Genomic DNA, 21,783 nt, shown 5'->3' on the forward strand with positions numbered 1-21,783 from the left:
ACACACCTACTCGAATTCCAAGGGGCCTGCCCTCGCCCCGCTACGGGACGAAGGCATTGACGAACATGAACTACGAAACGACGATCAACGCCGACAACGCAGCCTCGCCCATGTTTGACGGAGAGGGTGACGGTCAGCGGTCGTCCCGACGGCTCTGGATCATCGGCGCGGTTGTTGTGGCGGTCCTGGCCGGGGTGTGGTTCCTGATGCACCGGGGCGATGGCAATGCCGCCGCTGATGCGCAGGAATCGCAGGCGCAGGTCGTGACCGTCGTGGTGCCCGGCACCACCACCATCGCCGGAACCATCACGGCCAGCGGCACGATTGCCGCGCGGCGCGAGATGCCGGTCGGGGTCGCCGGAGAAGGCGGGCAGATCGTCCAGGTGCTGGTCGATGCGGGCGACTGGGTCCGTGCAGGCCAGGTCCTTGCCGTGATCGACCGGTCGGTGCAGGGCCAGCAGATCGCGAGCCAGGCCGCAAACGTCGAAGTGGCCGCCGCCGATGCCCGCCTCGCGCAGGCCAACCTCGATCGTGCGCTGAAGCTGGTGGAGCGCGGCTTCATCTCGAAGGCGGACATCGACCGGCTCACTGCCACCCGCGACGCAGCCAATGCGCGGGTGCGCGTGGCACGGGCGAGCCTTGGCGAACTCGGCGCCCGCGCCGCGCGCCTGAACATCGTCGCGCCGGCGGCGGGCCTTGTCCTGACGCGCGCGGCCGAACCGGGCCAGATCGTCACTCCGGGTTCGGGTGTCCTGTTCTCGATGGCGCGTGATGGGCAGATGGAAATGCAGGCGCGCCTGTCGGAGTCCGATCTTGCGCGTCTTTCCGTCGGGGCGAGCGCGGACGTCACGCCAGTTGGCACAGACCGCAAGTTCTCGGGCCAGGTCTGGCAGCTCTCGCCGACGATCGACCAGACCAGTCGCGAAGGGATCGCGCGCATTGCCCTTGCCTACGACAAGGTCCTGCGCCCCGGCGGTTTTGCCACCGCAACGCTGGTGTCGGGCACGACCAATGCCCCGCTTCTCCCGGAATCGGCCATCCTCAGCGACGACAAGGGCTCATACGTCTTCGTGATCGACAAGGACGACAAGGCGGTCCGCCGCGCGGTCAAGACCGGTCAGGTCAGTGCCAAAGGCATCGCCGTGGTCGAAGGCCTTTCGGGCAGCGAACGGATCGTGCTGCGGGCCGGCGGCTTCCTCAATCCGGGGGACAAGGTCCGGCCGGTCGTTCAGAAATAAGGGCTGGCGATGAACTTCCAGAACATCTCGGCCTGGTGCATCCGCAACCCGGTCGTACCCATCGTCCTGTTCCTCGGGCTTACGCTCGCGGGCCTCGTCTCGTTCATGCAGATGAAGGTCCAGGACAATCCGGACATCGAATTCCCGGTCGTCATCGTCCAGATCAGCCAGCCCGGCGCTGCGCCGACGGAAATCGAGAACCAGATCACGCAGCGTGTCGAATCCGCCGTGCGTTCGATCGCCGGTGTCGACACCCTGACTTCTACCGCCTCTGAAGGCAGCAGCCAGACGCAGGTCCAGTTCAAGATCGGCCAGGACATCAACGCCGCGGTCAACGAGGTCAAGAACAAGGTCGACCAGATCCGTTCCGACCTGCCCGAGGGAATCCTCGAGCCGCAGGTCTTCAAGGTCGAGACATCGTCCAACCCGATCGCCTATTTTGCCGTCGCGGCCGACGACATGACCATCGAGCAGCTTTCGTGGTTCATTGACGACACGATCGCCAAGCGCCTGCTGACCGTGCCCGGCATGGCCGAAGTCAGCCGTTCGGGCGGGGTCAATCGCGAGATTGCCGTCACGCTCGATCCGATGAAGATGACGAGCCTCGGTGTGACGGCGAGCCAGGTCAACGCGGCGCTGCGCCAGGTCAACATCAACGCGGCCGGCGGCAAGACCGAAGTGGCCGGTTCGCGCCAGTCTGTTCGCGTCCTTGGCAATGCGAAGAGCGCGTATGAACTGTCCCAGACGGAGATCAATCTCAGCGGCAATCGGACGGTGCGTCTGTCCGACGTTGCCGATGTCAGCGATTCCTACAGCGAACTGACCTCGATCGCGAAGTTCAACGGCAAGCCTGTCGTCACCTTCTCGTTCTCGCGTGCCCGCGCCGAATCCGACGTGTCGGTCTATGACGGCGCGCTCAAGGAAATGGAGAAGATCAAGCAGGAGCAGGGCGGCAAGATCCACTTCGAGCTCCTGTTCACCTCGGTCATCCAGACCAAGGATCAGTATCGTTCCTCGATGAACGCGATGGTCGAGGGCGCTGTGCTGGCGGTGGTCGTGGTGTTCCTGTTCCTGCGGGACTGGCGCGCGACGATCGTCTCGGCGCTGGCCATTCCCCTGTCCTCGATTCCCACGTTCTGGGTGCTCGACCTGATGGGCTTCACGCTCAACCAGATGTCGCTGCTGGCCCTGGGGCTTGTCGCGGGCGTGCTGGTCGATGACGCGATCGTCGAGATCGAGAATATCGTCAGACACATGCGAATGGGCAAGACCGCCTATCAGGCGGCAATCGACGCGGCCGACGAGATCGGTCTCGCCGTTGTGGCGACGACCTTCTCGATCGTCGCCGTGTTCTTCCCCGTGGCGTTGATGCCCGGCGTATCCGGCCAGTTCTTCAAGAACTTCGGCCTGACCGTGGTCATCTCGGTCCTGTTCTCGCTGCTGGTTGCGCGCATGATCACGCCGATGATCGCGGCCTATTTCCTGCAGGCGCATGGCGAGGCCGAGCACGGCACCGGGCCGTGGATGGACAAGTACATGAAGGTGCTGGGCTGGTCGCTCGATACCTCGAAGGCGAGGGCCTACCGCGCCGAGCATCCGCGCCGCCGCTTCCGCGCGCGCCTGCGCGACCACCGGTTGTGGATGATGGGCATCGGGGTCGGTGCCTTCGTGCTGACCATCGTCATGTTCATGTCGATCCCGGCACAGTTCTTCCCCGACGCCGACAGCGATTCGAGCACGGTAACCATCGAGATGGTCCCGGGCACGACCCTGCAGCAGACCGAGCGCAAGGTGGGCGAGGTCGTCGCCCTGCTCGCCAAGCAGCCCGAGGTCGAATCGCAGCTGGCCTCGGTGCGCGAGGGACGCGGCAACATCTACGTCAACCTCCGGCCCGACCGTGAGCGGACGAGCCTGGTCTTCGAACGCGAACTGACCCCGCAACTGCAGTCGATCTCCGACATCCGGGCGAACTTCCAGGCCCAGGGGCCGAGCGGTCCGGGTGGTGGTTCGGGCCGACCGATCAGCATCATGCTGGCCGGGTCGGATCCCGAATTGCTTCAGAAGACTGCACAGACGCTGGTCGATCAGATGAGCACGCTGCCGCTTGTCGTGGCGCCGCGGATCAGCGCCGATCTGCGTCGGCCTGAAGTGATCATCAAGCCAAGGCTCGATCTTGCGGCAAGCCTCGGCGTGACGACGCAGACCCTCAGCCAGGTGATCCGCATCGCGACGCAGGGCGAAATCGACCAGAACAGCGCGAAGTTTTCGCTGTCCGATCGCCAGGTGCCAATCCGCGTGAAGCTGCCCGAAGCCTCGCGCCGCGACTTGTCGACGCTGGAAAATCTGCCGGTGCCGACTGCCTCCGGTGGCTCGGTTCCACTATCGCGCGTGGCCGAGATCGATTTCGGTTCGGGGCCGACGCAGATCCAGCGCTACAACCAGAGCCGCCGCGTCTTCGTTGGTGCGGACTTGCCGCCGGGCGTGGTCAAGGGTGATGCCATGAACGCCATCGCGAAGCTGCCGGTGATGAAGAACCTGCCGCAGGGCGTTTCCAACACGGCGGCGGGCGAAGACAAGTTCCAGGCCGAGCTGATGTACAACTTCGTCATCGCCGTCGCCTCGGGCATCCTGCTGGTGTTCTCGGTGCTGGTGCTGCTCTACCACCGCTTCATCTCGCCGCTGGTCAACATGGGCTCGCTGTTCCTGGCGCCGCTGGGCGGATTGCTGGCGATCTGGCTGATGGGGCAGGCCCTTTCTCTGCCCGTGTTCATCGGCATTCTCATGCTGTTCGGCATCGTGGCGAAGAACTCGATCCTGCTGATCGACTTCGCGATCGAGGAGATGGCGACTGGCCAGGAAAAGCTTGCTGCCATTACCGAGGCTGGGCACAAGCGCGCACAGCCGATCATCATGACCACCGTAGCCATGGTTGCGGGCATGATCCCGACTGCGGTCTCGGTTGGCGGCGATGGCGGATGGCGTGCGCCGATGGGCATCGTGGTGATCGGCGGGCTTACCCTGTCCACGGCCCTGACGCTGCTGATCGTGCCGGCAGGCTTCAGCCTCGCCGATGGCCTCGAAAAGCGTCTGGGTCCATGGCTTGCCCGCAAGGTACTCGGCCATGAACCTGCGCCGCAGCCGGCCCACGCCTCCAAGCCGGTCATACCCGCAACGCGGAACGAACCGCAGCACGAGGCATTTCCGGCGGAGTGACCGCCGAATTGCCACAGCCAGTCGAAGCCGCGCCTTCGATCTCCAGCGGACCCGTCCGCATCGGAAGAGGGCGCGTGATGCCGGTGGTGGCTGATCGTGCGCGCCGCATGCGCATCGTCGCCACCTGTCTGCTGGTGGCGATGGCGCTGATCTATATTGCAACGCGCCGGTATGAAGGGCTGCACCCGGCGATCGGCTTCATCCGGGCGTTTGCCGAGGCGGCGATGGTCGGCGGTCTGGCAGACTGGTTTGCGGTAACTGCACTGTTCCGGCATCCGCTGGGCCTACCGATTCCGCACACCGCGATCATTCCGGAAAACAAGGACCGCATCGCCGATACGATGGCGTCGTTCCTGCAAGCCAATTTCCTCACCCCCCAGGTGGTGGCGCGCCGCATGGGAGCGGTCAACGCCGCCGCCGCCGCCGGTGCGTTTCTTTCAGACCCGCGAACCGGGGAAAGCCGCCTGCGCGATGGCGCGGCAGGGCTGCTGGCCGACGTGCTGGAATCGCTCGATCCGGATGAACTGGGCGGTCTTGCCAAAGGCGCGTTGCGGACGCAGCTCGAAAAGCTGGAGCTGGCGCCGCTGTTGGGACAGTTGCTGGGGGCGGCCATCGCCGATGGTCGGCACATGCCGGTGATCGAAAGCCTGATCCGCAAGGCTGCCGAAACGATCGAGGCAAACGAGCAGCTCATCCAGTCGACCATCCACGAGCGCGCCAATACGATCCTGCGCTGGACCGGGCTGGACGAGAAGCTGGCGAACGCGATCCTGGATGGCCTCTACAAGCTTCTCGCCGAGACTCTGGTCGTCCCCGACCATCCCTTGCGTCGCAAGATCGAGGAAGGGCTGGCAACGCTTGCCGACGATCTGGTGAACGATGCCGAGATGCGCGCGAAGGTCGAACGGATGAAGCGTGAGGTGCTGGCCAATCCTGCGTTCGGGCGGTGGCTGGACGGGCTGTGGGAACGCGGCCGGATGCGCCTCCTGCAGCTTGTCCGCAATCCGCGTGGGGCGCTTGGCGGCCAGCTGGGAGCCAGCCTTGCCGAGCTTGGCAATGCGTTGCAACGCGACGTGCGACTGCAGAAGATGGTCAATCGTTTTGCCCGGCGGACGCTGGTTGGCGTGTCGACGCGTTACGGCGCGCAAATCGTACGACTGGTGTCCGAAACCGTCAAGCGGTGGGACGCCCGCACGGTGACCGACCGCATCGAAGGCGCCGTCGGCCGGGACCTGCAGTTCATCCGCATCAACGGCACCCTCGTCGGTGGGCTGGTCGGCCTCGTGCTCCATGCGATGGACGTGATGTTGTGAACGTGCTGCCGCAGTTGGAGACGGATCGCCTGATCCTCAGAGTGCCGCAGCGCGACGATTACCTGCTCCTGCGTGATCTTGTGGCCGATCCGGAAGTTCACCGCTTCCTCGGGCCACGGCCGGAAGACCCGACTACCGACATGTTCTCGCGCGCCTTGCGCGGTGCAGGCTCATGGCAGTTGTACGGCTACGGCATGTTCATCGTGCACGAGAAAGGCAGTAATGCTTTCGTCGGGCAGATGGGCCTGTTCCATTCGCTGCGCGGCTTCGGCAAGGGGCTTGATGACGTGGTCGAGGCAGGATGGATCGTGGCGCGTCCGTTCTGGGGCCGTGGCTATGCAAGAGAAGGCATGGCGGCGGCGCTGGACTGGTTCGACCGCACTCACGACCCGCGCCGCATCGCTTGCATGATCGAGCCTGAAAACCATTCGTCCGTGCGACTGGCCGAGCATCTTGGCTTCGTTCGTTATGACGAACATACCTTCCAGGACGAAGCGGCTGTCGACCTCTACGAGCGGATCATAGAGAGCTGACTGCGGGAAACGACACTCCAGAGGGATGGGCTAGACTGCCGGCGAGCAGGCGCGCGGCCTGTCGCTGGAGTTCCTCGATCGGGAAGGGCTTGGTCAGGACCGCAGTTCGATTCTCCAGACGGGCATCGTTCTGCAGCACTACGCTGTCGGCGTAACCTGTCACGAACAGCACGCCGAGATCCGGCAAGCGGCGGCGAGCCTCGTCGGCAACCTGTCGGCCGTTGAGCCCACCTGGCAGGCCCACGTCGGTGACAAGCAGGTCGATGTCGGGGTGCCGATCAAGCATGGCAAGCGCCGCTGCGCCATCGGCAGCTTCGATGCAGCGCATGCCGATCATGGCCAGCGCGTCGAGCATCATCATGCGCACGGTAGGTTCGTCATCCACGACCAGCACGGTGGCATCGGGCGGCGTATCGAGGTCACGGCTGTCTGAGTGCTCCACGACATCCTCGAGCGCGGCATCGTGCCTTGGCAGGTAGATCCGCACTTGCGTGCCCGCTCCCTGTGTCGAACGGATGCGGACAATGCCGTTGCTCTGGCGTGCAAAGCCATAGACCATTGACAGGCCCAAGCCCGTTCCCTTGCCTGTGGGCTTGGTCGTGAAGAAGGGTTCGAAAACGCGCTCGAGATCTTCGTCGGCAATGCCCACGCCGGAATCGGACACGGTGATCGTCATGTAGTCACCGGATGGAAGACCGCGGCTTCGCGCATCGTCCTCGTCCAGCGCGACATTCAGCGTCGAGATGGCAAGCCTGCCGCCGTCCGGCATCGCGTCGCGGGCATTGATGCACAGGTTGAGCAGTGCGTTCTCAAGCTGGTTGGCGTCTACCAGCGCGAGCCAGAGTGCAGGATCGAGATCAGTCTGCACGGTGATCTGCGGCCCCATGGTGCGCCGGACGAGTTCGATGAAGTCCTCGATCAGGCGATTGGCATGCGTTGCGCGCGGAGAGAGGGTCTGGCGACGGGAAAAGGCAAGCAACCTGTGGGTCAGTGCTGCAGCGCGTTGTGCGGCGCCAAGCCCTGCTTCGACATAGCGTGGCACCTCGTCACTGCGGCCTTGGTTCACGCGTCGGCCTACCAGCTCGAACGCGCCGGTTATACCTGCCAGGAGGTTGTTGAAGTCGTGCGCCAGGCCACCGGTCAACTGGCCCACCGCTTCCATTTTCTGCTCCTGGCGCAAGGCGTTCTCGGCCTGCTCACGCTGCGCGAGCGCATCGGCAATCCGCTGTTCGAGCGTTTCGTTGAGCTGGTGCAAGGCGCCTTCGGCCCGGACCCTCTCGGTCACGTCCTTGAACAGGACCGCGACCAGCCGATCCTCGAACGCGCCGATGCGGAACGACGAAACCTCGAGGTGGCGGTTGGTTGCGACCAATTCGTTGCGGAACCGGATTGGCTCGCCCGTGTGCAGCACCTTGCCGTAGAAGGCGATCCAGTCATCGGCCTCGTCCGGCACCATGTCGCGCAAGTGCTGCCCGACCACGTTCGGAATTCCGGTGTGCCGCTCGTAAGCAGGGTTGGCGAGGACGTGGACATAGTCACTGAGGGGGCCGTGGGGCCCATCGAGGAACTTGATGACGCAAAAGCCGTCGTCCATGTTCTCGAACAGGATGCGATAGATCTCATGGCCGACAGCTGGATCGCGGAAAGACGGATCCGCTACGGCGACGCCGTCTTTCACGGATGGGTCAATTCAGGCGAGCAGGATCGGGCGCAGTCCATCTTTTTTCAAACGCGGCTCGTCGCAGCTTGTTCCCGTTTTTTGCGCACCATGAACGAAAAAGGCCGGGAAGATCGCTCCTCCCGGCCCAATTCGTGTCAGCGTGAGCTGCGTGGACTTAGAAGTCCATGCCGCCCATGCCGCCCATGCCACCGCCCATCGGCGGCATCGCGGGCTTGTCGTCCGGCTTCTCGCTGATCGCCGCTTCCGTGGTGATCAGCAGGCCCGAGACGGATGCAGCGTCCTGCAGGGCAGTGCGAACGACCTTGGTCGGGTCGATCACGCCGGCAGCCTTGAGGTTCTCATAGGTGTCGGTCGCAGCGTTGAAGCCCTGGTTCTCGTCGTTCTCGCGCAGCAGGTTGCCAGCGACGACCGCGCCGTCATGGCCTGCGTTCGCAGCGATCTGACGGATCGGGGCCTGGATCGCGCGGCGCACGATGTCGATGCCCTTGGTCTGGTCGTCGTTGGCGCCCTTGAGGCCGTCGAGAGCCTTGGTCGCATAGAGCAGCGCAGTACCGCCGCCCGAAACGATGCCTTCCTCAACCGCAGCGCGGGTGGCGTGGAGAGCGTCGTCGACGCGGTCCTTGCGCTCCTTCACTTCGACTTCGGTAGCACCGCCGACCTTGATCACGGCAACGCCGCCAGCAAGCTTGGCCAGACGCTCCTGCAGCTTCTCGCGGTCGTAGTCCGAAGTGGTGACTTCGATCTGCGCACGGATCTGCTCGACGCGGGCCTTGATCTCTTCGGCCGAACCTGCGCCGTCGACGATCGTGGTGTTGTCCTTGTCGATGGTGACCTTCTTGGCCTGGCCGAGCATGGCGAGCGTGACGCTCTCCAGCTTGATGCCGAGGTCTTCGGAGATCATTTCGCCGGCGGTCAGCGTGGCGATGTCGCCCAGCATGGCCTTGCGACGGTCACCGAAGCCCGGAGCCTTGACGGCAGCGATCTTGAGGCCACCGCGCAGCTTGTTGACGACGAGGGTCGCCAGCGCTTCGCCTTCGATGTCTTCGGCGATGATGAGGAGCGGACGGCCCGACTGCACAACCGCCTCGAGGATCGGCAGCATCGCCTGGAGCGACGACAGCTTCTTCTCGTGGATCAGGATGTACGGGTTCTCGAGCTCGACCGTCATCTTTTCCGGGTTGGTGATGAAGTAGGGCGAGAGGTAGCCGCGGTCGAACTGCATGCCTTCAACGACATCGAGTTCGAATTCGAGGCCCTTGGCCTCTTCCACGGTGATCACGCCTTCCTTGCCGACCTTTTCCATCGCTTCGGCGATCTTCTGGCCGACTTCGGTGTCGCCGTTGGCCGAGATGATGCCGACCTGGGCGATTTCCGACGAGCCGGCAACCGGGGTCGAGCGCGACTTGAGGTTTTCGACGACCTTGCCGACGGCGATGTCAATGCCGCGCTTCAGATCCATCGGGTTCATGCCGGCGGCAACCGCGGTCATGCCTTCGCGAACGATCGCCTGGGCGAGCACGGTCGCGGTGGTGGTGCCGTCACCGGCTGCGTCGTTGGCCTTCGAGGCCACTTCGCGCAGCATCTGGGCGCCCATGTTCTCGAACTTGTCCTTGAGTTCGATTTCCTTGGCGACCGAGACACCGTCCTTGGTGATGCGGGGTGCGCCGAAGCTCTTGTCGATCACGACGTTGCGGCCCTTGGGGCCCAGCGTGACCTTTACCGCGTCGGCGAGGATGTCGACGCCGCGCAGAATGCGTTCACGAGCGTCGCGCGAAAAGCGTACGTCCTTGGCAGCCATTTCTCGTTCCTTTGAATATCTTGAGTTGGTTCAGGAAATCCGGGGTTCGGCTCAGCCGATCACGCCCAGGATGTCCGATTCCTTCATGATCAGCAGGTCTTCGCCCGAAACCTTGACTTCGGTGCCGGACCACTTGCCGAACAGGACGCGGTCGCCGACCTTGACGTCGAGCGGGGTAATCGTGCCGTTTTCGGCGCGGGCGCCGGTGCCGGTGGCGACGATCTCGCCCTCAGCGGGCTTTTCCTTGGCGCTGTCGGGGATGATGATCCCGCCGGCAGTCTTTTCCTCGGCTTCGACGCGGCGTACGAGCACGCGATCGTGCAGCGGACGGAAAGTCATGGGTTGCTCCCTCTTCCAAGTTAAAAAATGAGGCTTGGCACTCTCAAGGCGAGAGTGCCAGCGGGCGGCATATGGGTGCCGGTAGAAGGGGCGTCAATGGGTCTGGCGCAGATTCTTTTCACGCAGATGAACAAATCGACGAAGCGCGGCTTCAGGCAGACAGAAGCCCGAGCCTGGCCCGGTTGCGCCAGCGCCAGTGCATCAGCCCGGCCACGAAGATCAGGCCGACCAGCAGGCCGAACCACACGCCGAGGCCGCCATTGCCGGTGAACAGGCCGAGGGCGAGTGCCGTGCCCACGCCCGGAACCCAATAGCCGAAAATCGCGATGAGCATTGGAACCCGGGTGTCCTGCAGGCCGCGCAACTGGCTCGCCCCCACGGCCTGTGCGCCGTCGAACAGCTGAAATGCAGCCGCCACCATCATGTACTGCAGGGCAAGCCCGACAACGCGCGCGTTTTCAGGCGCTGCCGGATCGATGTAGAGCCTGAGCAACTGCAGCGGGAACAGCAGCATGATCCCCGCCGAAACCGCCATGAAGCCGATGCCGAGCTGGGTTGCGACCTTTCCGGCCAGCGCAATCGCGGCATTGTCTCGCGCGCCATATGCGAGGCCGACGCGGATCGTGGCGGCTTGCCCCACGCCAAAGGGCACCTGAAAGGCGATCGCCGCGAACTGCAGGGCCAGCGTATGGGCGGCAAGTTCGATTTCGCCGATCCTGCCCATCAGGAAGGCGGCGCCGTTGAACATGCCGGCCTCGGCGATGATCGTGCCGCAGATGGGCAGGCCGATCTTGAGGACGTCGCCCAGGCGCTGCCACTCTGGCCGCCACCACCGGCCAAGCAGCCGGTAGCGGTGCAGCCGCCGGTCGAATCGGATGACCAGCATGAACGCCAGGAGCATCGCAACGCTCGTCATCACGCTCGAAATGGCCGAGCCGAGCAGCCCCAGTTCCGGTGCGCCGAGATGGCCGAACACGAAGACCCAGTTGCCCAGCGCATTGATGGCCACGGCCATGCCGGTAATCGCCGTACCGATGCCGGGGCGCCCGAGCGTTGCCACCACCGTGCGCAGCAGAGCGGCAAGCACAGCCGGGATCGCGGCCCACATCAGGACTTCAAGAAAAGGAACTGCGCGGGTAATCACGCCGGGGTCCTGCCCGGTCACGCGCATCAGCGGTCCGCCGAGCAGGCATACGCCAATGGCGACGAACGCTGCGAGCAGACCGGCCCACCCTGCCATGCGAACGGTGCGCCGCACCTCGCGGACCGCGTGGCGCCGACGCCCGAGTTCAGCTGCGATCAAGGGCGAGGCCGCGCCGACCAGACCGGACAGGCTCCAGATCAGCAGCCCGAACAGCGAGACCGAGAGCGAGGAGGCGGCCAGCGCCTCGGGACCAAGACGCGCGACGAACACGACGTCGACGGCGAATACCGCCATCTGCAGCAGGTTCGCCCCGACAAGCGGCGCGGCCAGGCGCAGCATCGCGCGCAGCTCGTCAATCCATTTGTGGGGCGGTTGTTCGAACATCGGACGCGGGGTGTAGGCGGGCCGGCGCGGGAAGGAAAGCGCTTCGATGGCGAGTCGCAAAGCGGCCGGATGGCGCCTCTGCATGGCCTGCGCAGGATAGCGAGGCTGATTGTCTCACATGGACAAGCTTCTGAAAAACAGCAGATTCCCGTCATCGCGTGTCACAAATCATGTCCGCCACGCGGCAATGGTTGACCCGTCGCGTCGCGGGTGACAGCGTTTCGGCGATGCAAGGGTTCGGCCATCTGGCAAGCCGGCGGCGCGTGGGGCGCAGTCCGGAGATGCGATCGGCAGGTGGCGTAGGCCGCCTGCGCGCGTTCATCGAGGCGCACCCGCCGCACGGGCCCAATCTGTCCCGATTGGCGGTTCGCGCCGCGACGCTGCTGCTGCTGCTGGCGGCGGTGCAGGCAATCGCCAGCCTCGCCTTCTACGATGTGATCGACAAGGAAACCCTGCGCGAGGACCACGCGCGGCGTGTGGCGGAACTGCTGGTGGTCAGCAATCGCCTGCACGAACTCCACCCCGAGGCGGTCGGCTCGACGATGAGCACCAGTCACCTTGAGGTGGCCCTGGGCAACACGCCCCATCCGATACCCGACCGGGACGACGAAGCCGTGGCCCAGATCCGCAGCTATATCCTGCGCTGGGAGCCGATGCTGGCAGACCAGCAACTGATGCTCGGGCTTGAGCCATCGCGTCTGGGCTACGGCAACCTGGTTGGCGCGATGCGCTTGTCCGATGGCCACTGGCTGAACTTCCGCTCGCGCGACGTGACCTCGGGCTGGCCGATCGCGCTGCGCGCCACGGTCCTCACGCTCGTTACTGCGGTCGTCAGCTTTGCCCTGTCGCTATGGTCGCTGCGCATTATTACCCGACCGTTGCGGGAACTGACCGACGCCGCCGATGCGATCGGCAAGGGGCAGGTCGTGCCGGTGCGTGAAAGCGGGCCGGACGATCTGCGCAGCCTCGCCCGCTCGATGAACGCCATGCAGGAGCGCATCGCGGCGATGCTCGAGGATCAGGCGCGCTCGTTCGAGGCCATCAGCCACGACATGCGCACGCCGCTGTCGCGCGTGACCATTGCCGCCGATCTGATCGACGATGCCGAAATCGCCGGCCTTGTCCGCGACGCCACGGGCGAGATGGAAGCGATGCTGATGTCGCTCCAGCGCTATCTCCGCGCCCAGCACCTCGCGCCCGAACCGGCCATGATGGACCTTGGGCTGGCAGTGACGGATCTTGTCCTTGGCAGCTTTGCCGGAAATGCCACGGTCGAGGTGACTCCAGGGGCGATGATCTGCTCGTGGCGCGAGCCTCTGCTGATGGCGCTCCACCCGCTGATCGAGAACGCCGTGCATTATGGCGGCAAGGCCAAGGTCTGCGTCGAACCGGATGCGGATGGACGCTGGCACGTGCTGGTTGCCGACGAGGGGCCGGGCATCTCCGAGGACCAGTTCGAGCGCATCCTCGCGCCGTTCTACCGGATCGATGACGCCCGCGCGCGCGACACTGCCGGCTTTGGCCTCGGCATTCCCACCGCTGACCGGCTGCTGCAGCGCTTCGGTGGGAAGCTGTCCTTTGCCAGAAGCGAAAGCGGCGGGTTGCTGGTGATCGTGAGAGTGCCCGTGGCCACCGATCCAGCCTGACATCAGGCCGGCGCTGGTGACTCCATATCTGCCAGGCGAAGCAGGTTCTTGCGCCGTCGCGGCGGGACGTCGTTGCTCGTTGCCCGCAACTCGTGCAGCCGCGCTTCGGCCTTGCGCAAGGCGTCGGCGACCTTCTCGTCGGCCAGCGCGCCGATGCATTCATAGTCTTCGACAATGCTGCGCACTGCCTGCGTCGTGCGCTTGAGCGCGCTCTGGTATGCCTCGCAGTTGAGGCCGCGATGCAGTGCCACGGCAGCAGCGCCAATGAAGCTGAGCGGCGAGACGAAGCCCGACAGGTGATCGCCCAGGGCGATGGATCCGGCCGCTACCGGCAGGACGATGCTGATGACCTGAAGGGGCCAGCTTCCTGCGCGGACCCAGAACAACTGGCGGCGCAGGCTCAGGTCTTCCTGCTCGAGCTGTTCCACCCTCAACGCGGCGAAGCGCCGATACCGCGCAATATCTGCTGACATATGATCCCCCGGAAATGCCGGGAAGGATGTCGCAACACTACTGTTTGTTCAAACGAAAAAGGCGGAGCCGAAGCCCCGCCTTTCCCTGTATCTTTTCCGAAAGTTCGGAAGAAGAAGATTACTTGACTTCGACGGTGCCGCCGGCTTCTTCGATCTTCTTCTTGATGTCTTCGGCTTCAGCCTTCGACACGCCTTCCTTGATCGCCTTCGGAGCGCCTTCGACCAGCGCCTTGGCTTCGGTCAGGCCCAGGTTGGTGATCGCGCGGACTTCCTTGATGACCTGGATCTTCTTGCCACCGTCGCCGGTCAGGATGACGTCGAATTCGGTCTTCTCTTCAGCGGCTTCAGCAGCAGCGCCGGCAGGAGCCGCAGCAACGGCAACAGCAGCAGCGGCGGAAACGCCCCATGCTTCTTCGAGAGCCTTGGCGAGGTCAGCGGCTTCGAGGACGGTCAGCTTCGAAAGTTCTTCAACGAGCTTGGCGATATCGGCCATGGTATTTCACTCCTGATCTTGTGGTGCCCGTGCGCCCGCATGGCGCGGCCGGGCGGATTCCGAACAATCTTATGCGGCTTCCTTGGCGTAGGCGCCGAAGACGCGGGCCAGCTTGGCTGCCGGAGCAGTCGTGAGCTGGGCGATCTTCGTGGCCGGAGCCTGGATGAGGCCGATAAGCGTGCCGCGCAGTTCGTCGAGGCTGGGCATGGAGGCGAGTGCCTTGACCCCGGCTTCGTTGAGAACCTGCGAACCCATTGCACCACCGACGATTTCGATCTTGTCGGTGGTCTTGGCGAACTCGACCACTGCCTTGGCGGCAGCAACCGGATCGACAGAGGCGGCGATTGCGGTCGGACCGGTGAAGAAATCACCCAGACCTTCGTAATCGGTGCCTGCGACGGCAAGCTTGGCAAGACTGTTCTTCGCAACCTTGTAGGTCGCGCCCGCTTCGCGGATCTTCGTGCGCAGGGCGGTGGACTGGGCCACCGTCATGCCGAGGTTGCGGGTGATGACCACCGCGCCGGCCTCGCTGAAGACGCCGTTAAGGAAGGCGACCGAATCGGCTTTCTGCGAACGATCCATGCCATACTCCTTCACATGTGACTGAACCGGTAGGCCCGGACAGTCGGCTACGTTTGTCGGTGGCCCGAAGACCACCGGCGAGTCCGTGACAAGGGAAGGAGATGCGCCGTAAAAGACGCGAGGGGCGCCACGATCCTGCTGGAGCGATGGGCCTTGAAACTCTTTTCCCCGTCTAGGCTGGAGATTAAGTGCAGGCAGATCCTGCACACCAACTGTCTCGGACGGATGATCGGCGAAACCAAAAGAGGCCCACCGGTCGGGCGGGCCTCTGGCGGATTCGGGTCTCGAAGTCAAGCTTTACACGGTTTCGGCCTCGTCCGGTTCATAGCCGAGGACGTCGCCGGGCTGGCAATCGAGTTCCCGGCAGATCGCTTCGAGCGTCGAGAAGCGGATCGCCTTGGCCTTGCCGGTCTTGAGGATCGAGACGTTGGCGAGCGTCAGGTCGATGCGTTCGGCAAGTTCCGTCAGCGTCATGCGGCGGGCGTGGAGCAGGTCGTCAAGTTTCACGTTGATCGGCATCACACGGTCCCTTCCAGATCTTCGCGCATCTTGGCGCCGGTGCGGAACACCCGGGCGAGGATGAACAGGACGAGGGCAAGCAGCAGGCCGTTGATCGAGAAATCGGCATCGACACTTATCGACGCTGCATCCGCGCTGGCCTTTTCAAGCATCACGCCGACGATCCCGACGGGTATGGAAAGCAGCTGGATGATGACCGACAGCCAGGCCATCGTGCGCAGACGCTCGGCGTTGTCGGGGGTGAACGGATCGCCGTCCTCGACCGTTATGACGATGGCACGGAGCTTTTCGACGAACCGATGCATCGAGGCCAGCATCGCGGCAAGCAGCGGGAACATCAGCAGGATCAGCCAATAGGTCGATTCTGCGGCACCAGCCTTCGCGAGCTTTTCGGCAACCATCCCATGCAGGCCCACCGTCGCGGCGAATCCTATTCCCAGGCCCACCATGCCGATGACAATGACGACCAGCATGAATGTGAGCAAAGCCTTGGCCAATCCGAGCAGTGGGTCGGTACGGAGCGTGGACATCGTGTTTCCCTCCTGTTGAATGAGCGGTCAGGCGGCGAGTGGAAGCTGATAGGTCGCCATGACCGGACCATCGACGAGCGCGAGCGGAGCCGCGCCTGCATCCACCGTCGGCAGCCACAGCGTGGCGGCCAGCAGCAGCGAGAGGATCGCGGCGGCGGTCTGGGGAAGGTGGCGGGGCATTGATCGTTCTCCGATATGGTCGATATCGAAATTCAATAAGGCCGATTCGCCTTATCGTCAATCAATAATATCGAAAAACGATAATCCCCTTATCGTTTTGCTTAGGGTAACGCTTTCCCATGCAAAAAGGCCCCGTCCGGCGGACGAGGCCTCGTTTGTCGGTGATGGGTTGGCGACGGGTTCAGGCCTGCGCGTAGTCCGTGCTAACCTCGGGCAGGACCTGCTCGCCACGTGTTGTCGTGGGCACGTCGCTGCGGGCGGCCATCGATTGCACCATGATCCGCGCGCGGCGGCGACGGGCCTTGCGTGACAGGAACGGGTTGGCATCGTCGGGCGGAGACGCAACGATGCGCTCGATCAGGGCTTCGCGTTCGCTCGCGGTGCGCGTGTTGGCAGCCGACATGGCGTATGTCGGGGCCGAGGGTCGCTCAGGCGGCATCGGCGGCGCGATGCGGCGCTCGGGCTGCGGCCTCAGGCTCGGACGGGTGGTGACCGGCGGCACGAAATCCACGTCTTCTTCATAGACGCGACGGCGGCGGCTGACGGCAAGGCCCACGCCACCGAGCACGAGCAGGGTTGCTGCGGCGCCAATCGGCAGGGCCCAGTCCGGTGCTGCACTTTCAGTGGCGACGTTTGCTGCAACGGGGGCGGCTGCTGCCGGCTCTTCAACAGGCGCAGGTGCAACGGCCGGGACGGGCGCGATTGCCGGCACCGGCGTAGTCTCCGCTGCGGCCGCTGTCGAACGTGCAGGCGCCGACTCACGCACGGGTGCTCGCGGCGCCGGTCGCGCTGCCGGTCGGGGCTGCGCCGTCGGCGTCGCCACCGGCGTCGTTGCGGCCGTGGTCGCGGGCGCTGCAACCGGCTCCGGCGTCGTGGTCGGGATCACGATGGTCGGTGTGACGGGTGCGGGAGTCACGACGGGTGCCGCTGCCACTGGCGCATCAGTTACAGGGATCGTAACCTCCTGCGCATGAGCAGTTCCGGCAGAAAGCAGCAGCATGGCTGAAATCGCCATGGTGCTGCGGGGCGATATGGCGTTGATCTTGGTCATGACGAGAAAACGCGACGACCTGTGCAATAGGTTCCAAATTGGCGACGAAGCGAGCGCTTATTGCCAGTGAGCCGTCGTCACTTTGGCGCGCCGCAACAATGTTTCACAGTTTCTGAACCGGTGTTCATCATTGCGCTGAATTACTTGAAGATGCCGCACGTCGGCGCGCCGCCTGCCCAATGCGCCCTTTGACTTGTCCTGCGGCATTGCCTATATGCCGCCCCTGTCCAGCGCTTCGAGCAAGGCCGTCCCATGCGCAGGGGTGGCTCGGGAAGGAAGTGCAGGGCAATCCATCTGACGCAAAAGGCTGCGGGCCATGGCTTCCGTTGAACGGATCGCCGTGCGCTGTGCGGCCTTTCGCTGTTTGGTGGCGCCATCCTTGCGCGTGGCAGAATTTCCGCCGGTTTTCCGGCCATTTGTTGAGAAGAGGCTCGCAACCTTTATGGTTTCCAAGACAGCCAGTCGCCCCGGTGTGAAGAAGCGCATCCGCAAGATCTTCGGGGACATCCACGAAGTCGTGCAGATGCCGAACCTGATCGAGGTTCAGCGCGAATCGTATGAGCAGTTCCTCCGCTCCGATCCGTCGGTTGGCTACGTTTCGGGCCTCGAAAAGACGCTGCGTTCGGTCTTCCCGATCCAGGATTTCGCCGGCACCGCCAGCCTCGATATCAAGGAGCGTGACGGCTACGTCCTCGAAGCTCCGAAGTACGACGTGAACGAATGCCGCCAGCGCGGCATCACCTATGCTGCGCCGATGAAGGTGACGCTCAAGCTCGCGACCTTCGAGGTCGATGCCGAGACCGAGACCAAGTCGCTCATCGATATCAAGGAGCAGGACGTCTACATGGGCGACATCCCGCTCATGACCGAGAACGGGACGTTCTTCATCAACGGCACCGAGCGCGTGATCGTGTCGCAGATGCACCGTTCGCCTGGCGTGCTGTTCGACCATGACCGCGGCAAGACCCACTCCTCGGGCAAGTACCTCTTCGCTGCCCGCGTGATCCCCTATCGCGGTTCGTGGCTCGACTTCGAATTCGACGCCAAGGACATCGTCAACGTCCGTATCGACCGCAAGCGCAAGCTGCCGGTCACCGCGCTGCTACACGCGCTCGGCCTCGATGACGAACAGATCCTCCACCACTTCTACGACACCGTCCAGTGGGCGCGTGCCGAAGGTGGCTGGAAGGTGCCCTTCGTGCTCGAACAGTGGCGCGGTGCGAAGCCGATGTTCGACATCGTCGACGGCAAGTCGGGCGAAGTGATCTTCCCGGCAGGCCAGAAGATCAGCCCACGCGCTGCCAACAAGGCCGCGAAGGACGGTCTTGAAGAGCTGCTGATCCCGACCGAGGAAATCTTCGGCCGCTACGCCGCGCGTGACCTTATCGACGAAGCGACCGGTCGCATCTGGATCGAAGCCGGTGACGAAGTCAGCCCGGAAAACCTCGACCTGCTCGACAAGGCCGGCATCGACACGCTCGAGCTGCTTGACATCGACCACGTCTCGACCGGTCCCTGGATCCGCAACACCCTGAAGGCCGACAAGGCTCCGGATCGTGACCACGCCCTGGCCGATATCTACCGCGTCATGCGTCCTGGCGAACCGCCGACGCGCGAAACCGCCGAAGCGCTGTTCGACGGCCTGTTCTTCGATGCCGACCGCTATGACCTCTCGGCCGTGGGTCGCGTCAAGCTCAACATGCGCCTCGGGCTCGAGTGCGACGACAGCGTCACCACCCTGCGCACCGACGATATCCTCGCCGTGGTCAAGGAACTGGTGAACCTCAAGGACGGCAAGGGCGAAGTCGACGACATCGACAACCTTGGCAACCGTCGCGTGCGTTCGGTGGGCGAGCTGCTGGAAAACCAGTACCGCGTCGGCCTGCTGCGCATGGAGCGCGCCGTGAAGGAGCGCATGTCGTCGGTTGACGTGTCGACGGTCATGCCGAACGACCTGATCAACGCCAAGCCGGCCGTTGCTGCCGTGCGCGAGTTCTTCGGTTCGTCGCAGCTCTCGCAGTTCATGGACCAGACCAACCCGCTTTCGGAAGTCACCCACAAGCGCCGCGTTTCGGCACTTGGGCCGGGCGGTCTGACCCGCGAGCGCGCCGGCTTCGAAGTCCGCGACGTTCACCCGACGCACTATGGCCGCATCTGCCCGATCGAAACGCCGGAAGGCCCGAACATCGGTCTGATCAACTCGCTGTCGACCTTCGCGCGCGTCAACAAGTACGGCTTCATCGAAACCCCGTACCGCAAGGTCATCGACGGCAAGGTGACCAAGGACGTCATCTACCTCTCGGCGATGGAAGAGCAGAAGCACACCGTGGCGCAGGCTTCGGCCGAGCTGACGGCTGACGGTTCGTTCGTCGAGGAACTCGTCTCGGCTCGCCAGAACGGCGAATTCGTGATGAGCCCGCGTGATCAGATCACGCTGATGGACGTCAGCCCCAAGCAGCTCGTCTCGGTTGCCGCCTCGCTCATTCCGTTCCTGGAAAACGACGACGCCAACCGCGCGCTCATGGGCTCGAACATGCAGCGCCAGGCCGTGCCGCTGATCAAGGCCGATGCGCCTTACGTCGGCACCGGCATGGAAGAGACCGTGGCCCGCGATTCGGGCGCCGCGATCTCGGCCCTGCGCTCGGGCGTGGTCGACCAGGTCGACGCTACCCGTATCGTGATCCGCGCCTCGGGCGATATCGAACCCGGCCAGTCCGGCGTCGACATCTACCGCCTGCAGAAGTTCGAACGCTCGAACCAGTCGACCTGCATCAACCAGCGTCCGCTGGTGAAGGTGGGTGACCTGATCGAGAAGGGCGACATCATCGCCGACGGTCCGTCGACCGAGTTCGGTGAGCTGGCGCTGGGCCGCAACGTGCTCGTCGCGTTCATGCCCTGGAACGGCTACAACTACGAAGACTCGATCCTGATCAGCGAGCGTATCGTCAAGGAAGACGTCTTCACCTCGATCCACATCGAGGAATTCGAAGTCATGGCCCGCGACACCAAGCTCGGGCCCGAGGACATCACCCGCGACATCCCGAACGTCGGCGAGGAAGCCCTGCGCAACCTCGACGAGGCGGGCATCGTCTACATCGGTGCCGAAGTGCACCCGGGCGACATCCTTGTCGGCAAGATCACCCCGAAGGGTGAATCGCCGATGACCCCGGAAGAGAAGCTGCTCCGCGCGATCTTCGGTGAGAAGGCCAGCGACGTGCGCGACACTTCGCTCCGCCTGCCGCCGGGCGTTGCCGGGACCATTGTCGACGTTCGCGTCTTCAACCGTCACGGCATCGAGATCGACGACCGTACCCGCGCCATCCAGAACGAGGAAATCGAACGCCTCGCCAAGGACCGCGAGGACGAGCGCGCGATCCTCAACCGCGCCACCTTCAACCGCCTGCGCGAAATGCTGCTCGGCCAGGTTTCGGCTGCGGCGCCCAAGGGCATCAAGAAGGGCGAAACGATCGACGAGCAGGTTCTCGCCGATGTCGAGCGTCACGAATGGTGGAAGTTCGCCGTCGCCGACGATGCACGCCAGCAGCAGCTGGAAGCGGTCAAGGCGCAGTACGACACCGCGGTGAAGGCGATCCAGGAGAAGTTCGAGGACCGCAAGGAAAAGCTTGAGCGTGGTGACGAACTCGCCCCCGGCGTGCTCAAGATGGTCAAGGTCTTCGTCGCGGTGAAGCGCAAGCTGCAGCCGGGCGACAAGATGGCCGGCCGTCACGGCAACAAGGGCATCATCTCCCGCATCCTGCCGCAGGAAGACATGCCGTTCCTCGAGGACGGTACGCCGGTCGACTTCGTGCTTAACCCGCTGGGCGTGCCTTCGCGCATGAACGTCGGGCAGATCTTCGAAACGCACCTTGGCTGGGCCGCCCGCGGCCTTGGCAAGCGCATCGGCGCGGCTCTCGACGCATGGCGCGAGGCCAACCCGAACCCCGAAGCCGGCCAGCCGCCGGAAGCGGTGCGCGAGCTGCTCAAGGAGATCTACGGCGACAACTATGCGGGCGACATCGACGCCCGTGACGACGCCCAGATCATCGAGTTCGCCCAAGCTGTTCGCAACGGCGTGCCGATGGGCTCGCCGGTGTTCGACGGCGCGGTCGAGAAGGACGTGACCGACATGCTGCGTCTGGCAGGGCTGGATGAATCCGGTCAGGTCACGCTGTTCGACGGTCGCACCGGCGATGCCTTCGACCGCAAGGTGACGGTGGGCATGAAGTACGTGCTCAAGCTGCACCACCTCGTCGACGACAAGATCCACGCACGTTCGATCGGGCCGTATTCGCTCGTCACCCAGCAGCCGCTGGGCGGCAAGGCGCAGTTCGGTGGCCAGCGCTTCGGCGAAATGGAGGTCTGGGCTCTCCAGGCCTACGGCGCGGCCTACACGCTGCAGGAAATGCTCACGGTGAAGTCGGACGACGTGGTCGGCCGCACCAAGGTCTACGAAGCGATCGTCAAGGGCGACGACACCTTCGAGGCCGGCATTCCCGAAAGCTTCAACGTGCTCGTCAAGGAAATGCGCTCGCTGGGCCTCAACGTCGAACTGTCGTCGCTCGACGACACGGATGACGACGGCCTTGCGCAGGCGGCGGAGTAAGGAATACGGGCGGCGGTCCTGCCGCCGCCCATCCCTTCGCACCGAAATTCACGTCCAACGCCT

At 64.2% G+C, this 21,783-nt stretch carries 17 protein-coding genes; 6 read left to right on the forward strand and 11 right to left on the reverse strand.

Going from position 1 to position 21,783, the window contains the following annotated elements:
- Positions 1-65 precede the first annotated feature (65 nt).
- The 4 genes from C7W88_RS05955 to C7W88_RS05970 all read left to right on the forward strand — a co-directional run bounded on the left by C7W88_RS05955 (position 66) and on the right by C7W88_RS05970 (position 6,297).
- Positions 66-1,238 carry an efflux RND transporter periplasmic adaptor subunit gene (locus C7W88_RS05955; protein WP_118072867.1) on the forward strand — a complete coding sequence of 391 codons (1,173 nt, stop codon included), beginning with the start codon at positions 66-68 and terminating at the stop codon, positions 1,236-1,238.
- Positions 1,239-1,247: 9 nt separating this feature from the next.
- Entirely contained in the window at positions 1,248-4,451 is a 3,204-nt protein-coding gene (locus tag C7W88_RS05960) for an efflux RND transporter permease subunit (RefSeq protein WP_118072868.1), read from the forward strand.
- Positions 4,452-4,558: 107 nt separating this feature from the next.
- Entirely contained in the window at positions 4,559-5,764 is a 1,206-nt protein-coding gene (locus C7W88_RS05965) for a DUF445 domain-containing protein (protein WP_118074608.1), read from the forward strand.
- Positions 5,761-6,297: a GNAT family N-acetyltransferase gene (locus tag C7W88_RS05970; protein ID WP_240344852.1), complete on the forward strand. Its 537-nt coding sequence runs from the start codon at positions 5,761-5,763 to the stop codon at positions 6,295-6,297. Before C7W88_RS05965 ends, C7W88_RS05970 begins: the two co-directional genes overlap by 4 nt.
- Here C7W88_RS05970 and C7W88_RS05975 read toward each other — a convergent pair.
- The 4 genes from C7W88_RS05975 to C7W88_RS05990 form a co-directional block, all read right to left on the reverse strand.
- Complete coding sequence (locus C7W88_RS05975; protein WP_240344853.1) at positions 6,284-7,975, reverse strand: ATP-binding protein; 1,692 nt, start codon at positions 7,973-7,975, stop codon at positions 6,284-6,286. The two genes, C7W88_RS05970 and C7W88_RS05975, sit on opposite strands and share 14 nt — an antisense overlap.
- A gap of 157 nt (positions 7,976-8,132) precedes the next feature.
- Positions 8,133-9,776: a chaperonin GroEL gene (groL, locus tag C7W88_RS05980; protein WP_118072869.1), complete on the reverse strand. Its 1,644-nt coding sequence runs from the start codon at positions 9,774-9,776 to the stop codon at positions 8,133-8,135.
- A 51-nt stretch (positions 9,777-9,827) separates the two neighbouring features.
- Positions 9,828-10,115, reverse strand: a complete 288-nt coding sequence (gene groES, locus C7W88_RS05985) for a co-chaperone GroES (protein WP_039337841.1) — start codon at positions 10,113-10,115, stop codon at positions 9,828-9,830.
- A 151-nt stretch (positions 10,116-10,266) separates the two neighbouring features.
- Complete coding sequence (locus C7W88_RS05990) at positions 10,267-11,643, reverse strand: MATE family efflux transporter (RefSeq protein ID WP_118074611.1); 1,377 nt, start codon at positions 11,641-11,643, stop codon at positions 10,267-10,269.
- 170 nt (positions 11,644-11,813) lie between these two features.
- Between C7W88_RS05990 and C7W88_RS05995 the strand changes: the two genes are divergently transcribed.
- Positions 11,814-13,289, forward strand: coding sequence for a HAMP domain-containing sensor histidine kinase (locus C7W88_RS05995; RefSeq protein ID WP_240344854.1), 1,476 nt, complete (start codon positions 11,814-11,816; stop codon positions 13,287-13,289).
- A 2-nt stretch (positions 13,290-13,291) separates the two neighbouring features.
- Here the strand turns inward: C7W88_RS05995 and C7W88_RS06000 are convergent, their stop codons facing one another.
- The 7 genes from C7W88_RS06000 to C7W88_RS23095 all read right to left on the reverse strand — a co-directional run bounded on the left by C7W88_RS06000 (position 13,292) and on the right by C7W88_RS23095 (position 17,117).
- Entirely contained in the window at positions 13,292-13,762 is a 471-nt protein-coding gene (locus C7W88_RS06000; protein ID WP_118072870.1) for a hypothetical protein, read from the reverse strand.
- A gap of 118 nt (positions 13,763-13,880) precedes the next feature.
- Positions 13,881-14,255, reverse strand: coding sequence for a 50S ribosomal protein L7/L12 (gene rplL / locus C7W88_RS06005; protein WP_039337844.1), 375 nt, complete (start codon positions 14,253-14,255; stop codon positions 13,881-13,883).
- A gap of 69 nt (positions 14,256-14,324) precedes the next feature.
- Entirely contained in the window at positions 14,325-14,837 is a 513-nt protein-coding gene (gene rplJ, locus C7W88_RS06010; protein WP_039337847.1) for a 50S ribosomal protein L10, read from the reverse strand.
- A gap of 297 nt (positions 14,838-15,134) precedes the next feature.
- Positions 15,135-15,356, reverse strand: a complete 222-nt coding sequence (locus C7W88_RS06015) for a helix-turn-helix transcriptional regulator (RefSeq protein WP_118072871.1) — start codon at positions 15,354-15,356, stop codon at positions 15,135-15,137.
- A complete protein-coding gene (locus C7W88_RS06020; protein ID WP_118072872.1) occupies positions 15,356-15,886 on the reverse strand; it encodes a DUF2975 domain-containing protein in 531 nt (176 codons plus the stop codon). Before C7W88_RS06020 ends, C7W88_RS06015 begins: the two co-directional genes overlap by 1 nt.
- A 27-nt stretch (positions 15,887-15,913) precedes the next feature.
- Positions 15,914-16,066 (reverse strand): hypothetical protein, encoded by a 153-nt coding sequence (locus C7W88_RS22570; RefSeq protein WP_162895929.1) that lies wholly within the window; start codon positions 16,064-16,066, stop codon positions 15,914-15,916.
- A 181-nt stretch (positions 16,067-16,247) separates the two neighbouring features.
- A complete protein-coding gene (locus C7W88_RS23095) occupies positions 16,248-17,117 on the reverse strand; it encodes a hypothetical protein (protein WP_205525260.1) in 870 nt (289 codons plus the stop codon).
- Positions 17,118-17,559: 442 nt separating this feature from the next.
- Here C7W88_RS23095 and rpoB point away from each other — a divergent pair, with 442 nt between their 5' ends.
- Positions 17,560-21,720, forward strand: a complete 4,161-nt coding sequence (rpoB, locus tag C7W88_RS06030) for a DNA-directed RNA polymerase subunit beta (protein WP_118072873.1) — start codon at positions 17,560-17,562, stop codon at positions 21,718-21,720.
- Positions 21,721-21,783 lie beyond the last annotated feature (63 nt).

This window comes from Novosphingobium sp. THN1 (genome assembly GCF_003454795.1).
Classification (GTDB): Bacteria; Pseudomonadota; Alphaproteobacteria; order Sphingomonadales; family Sphingomonadaceae; genus Novosphingobium.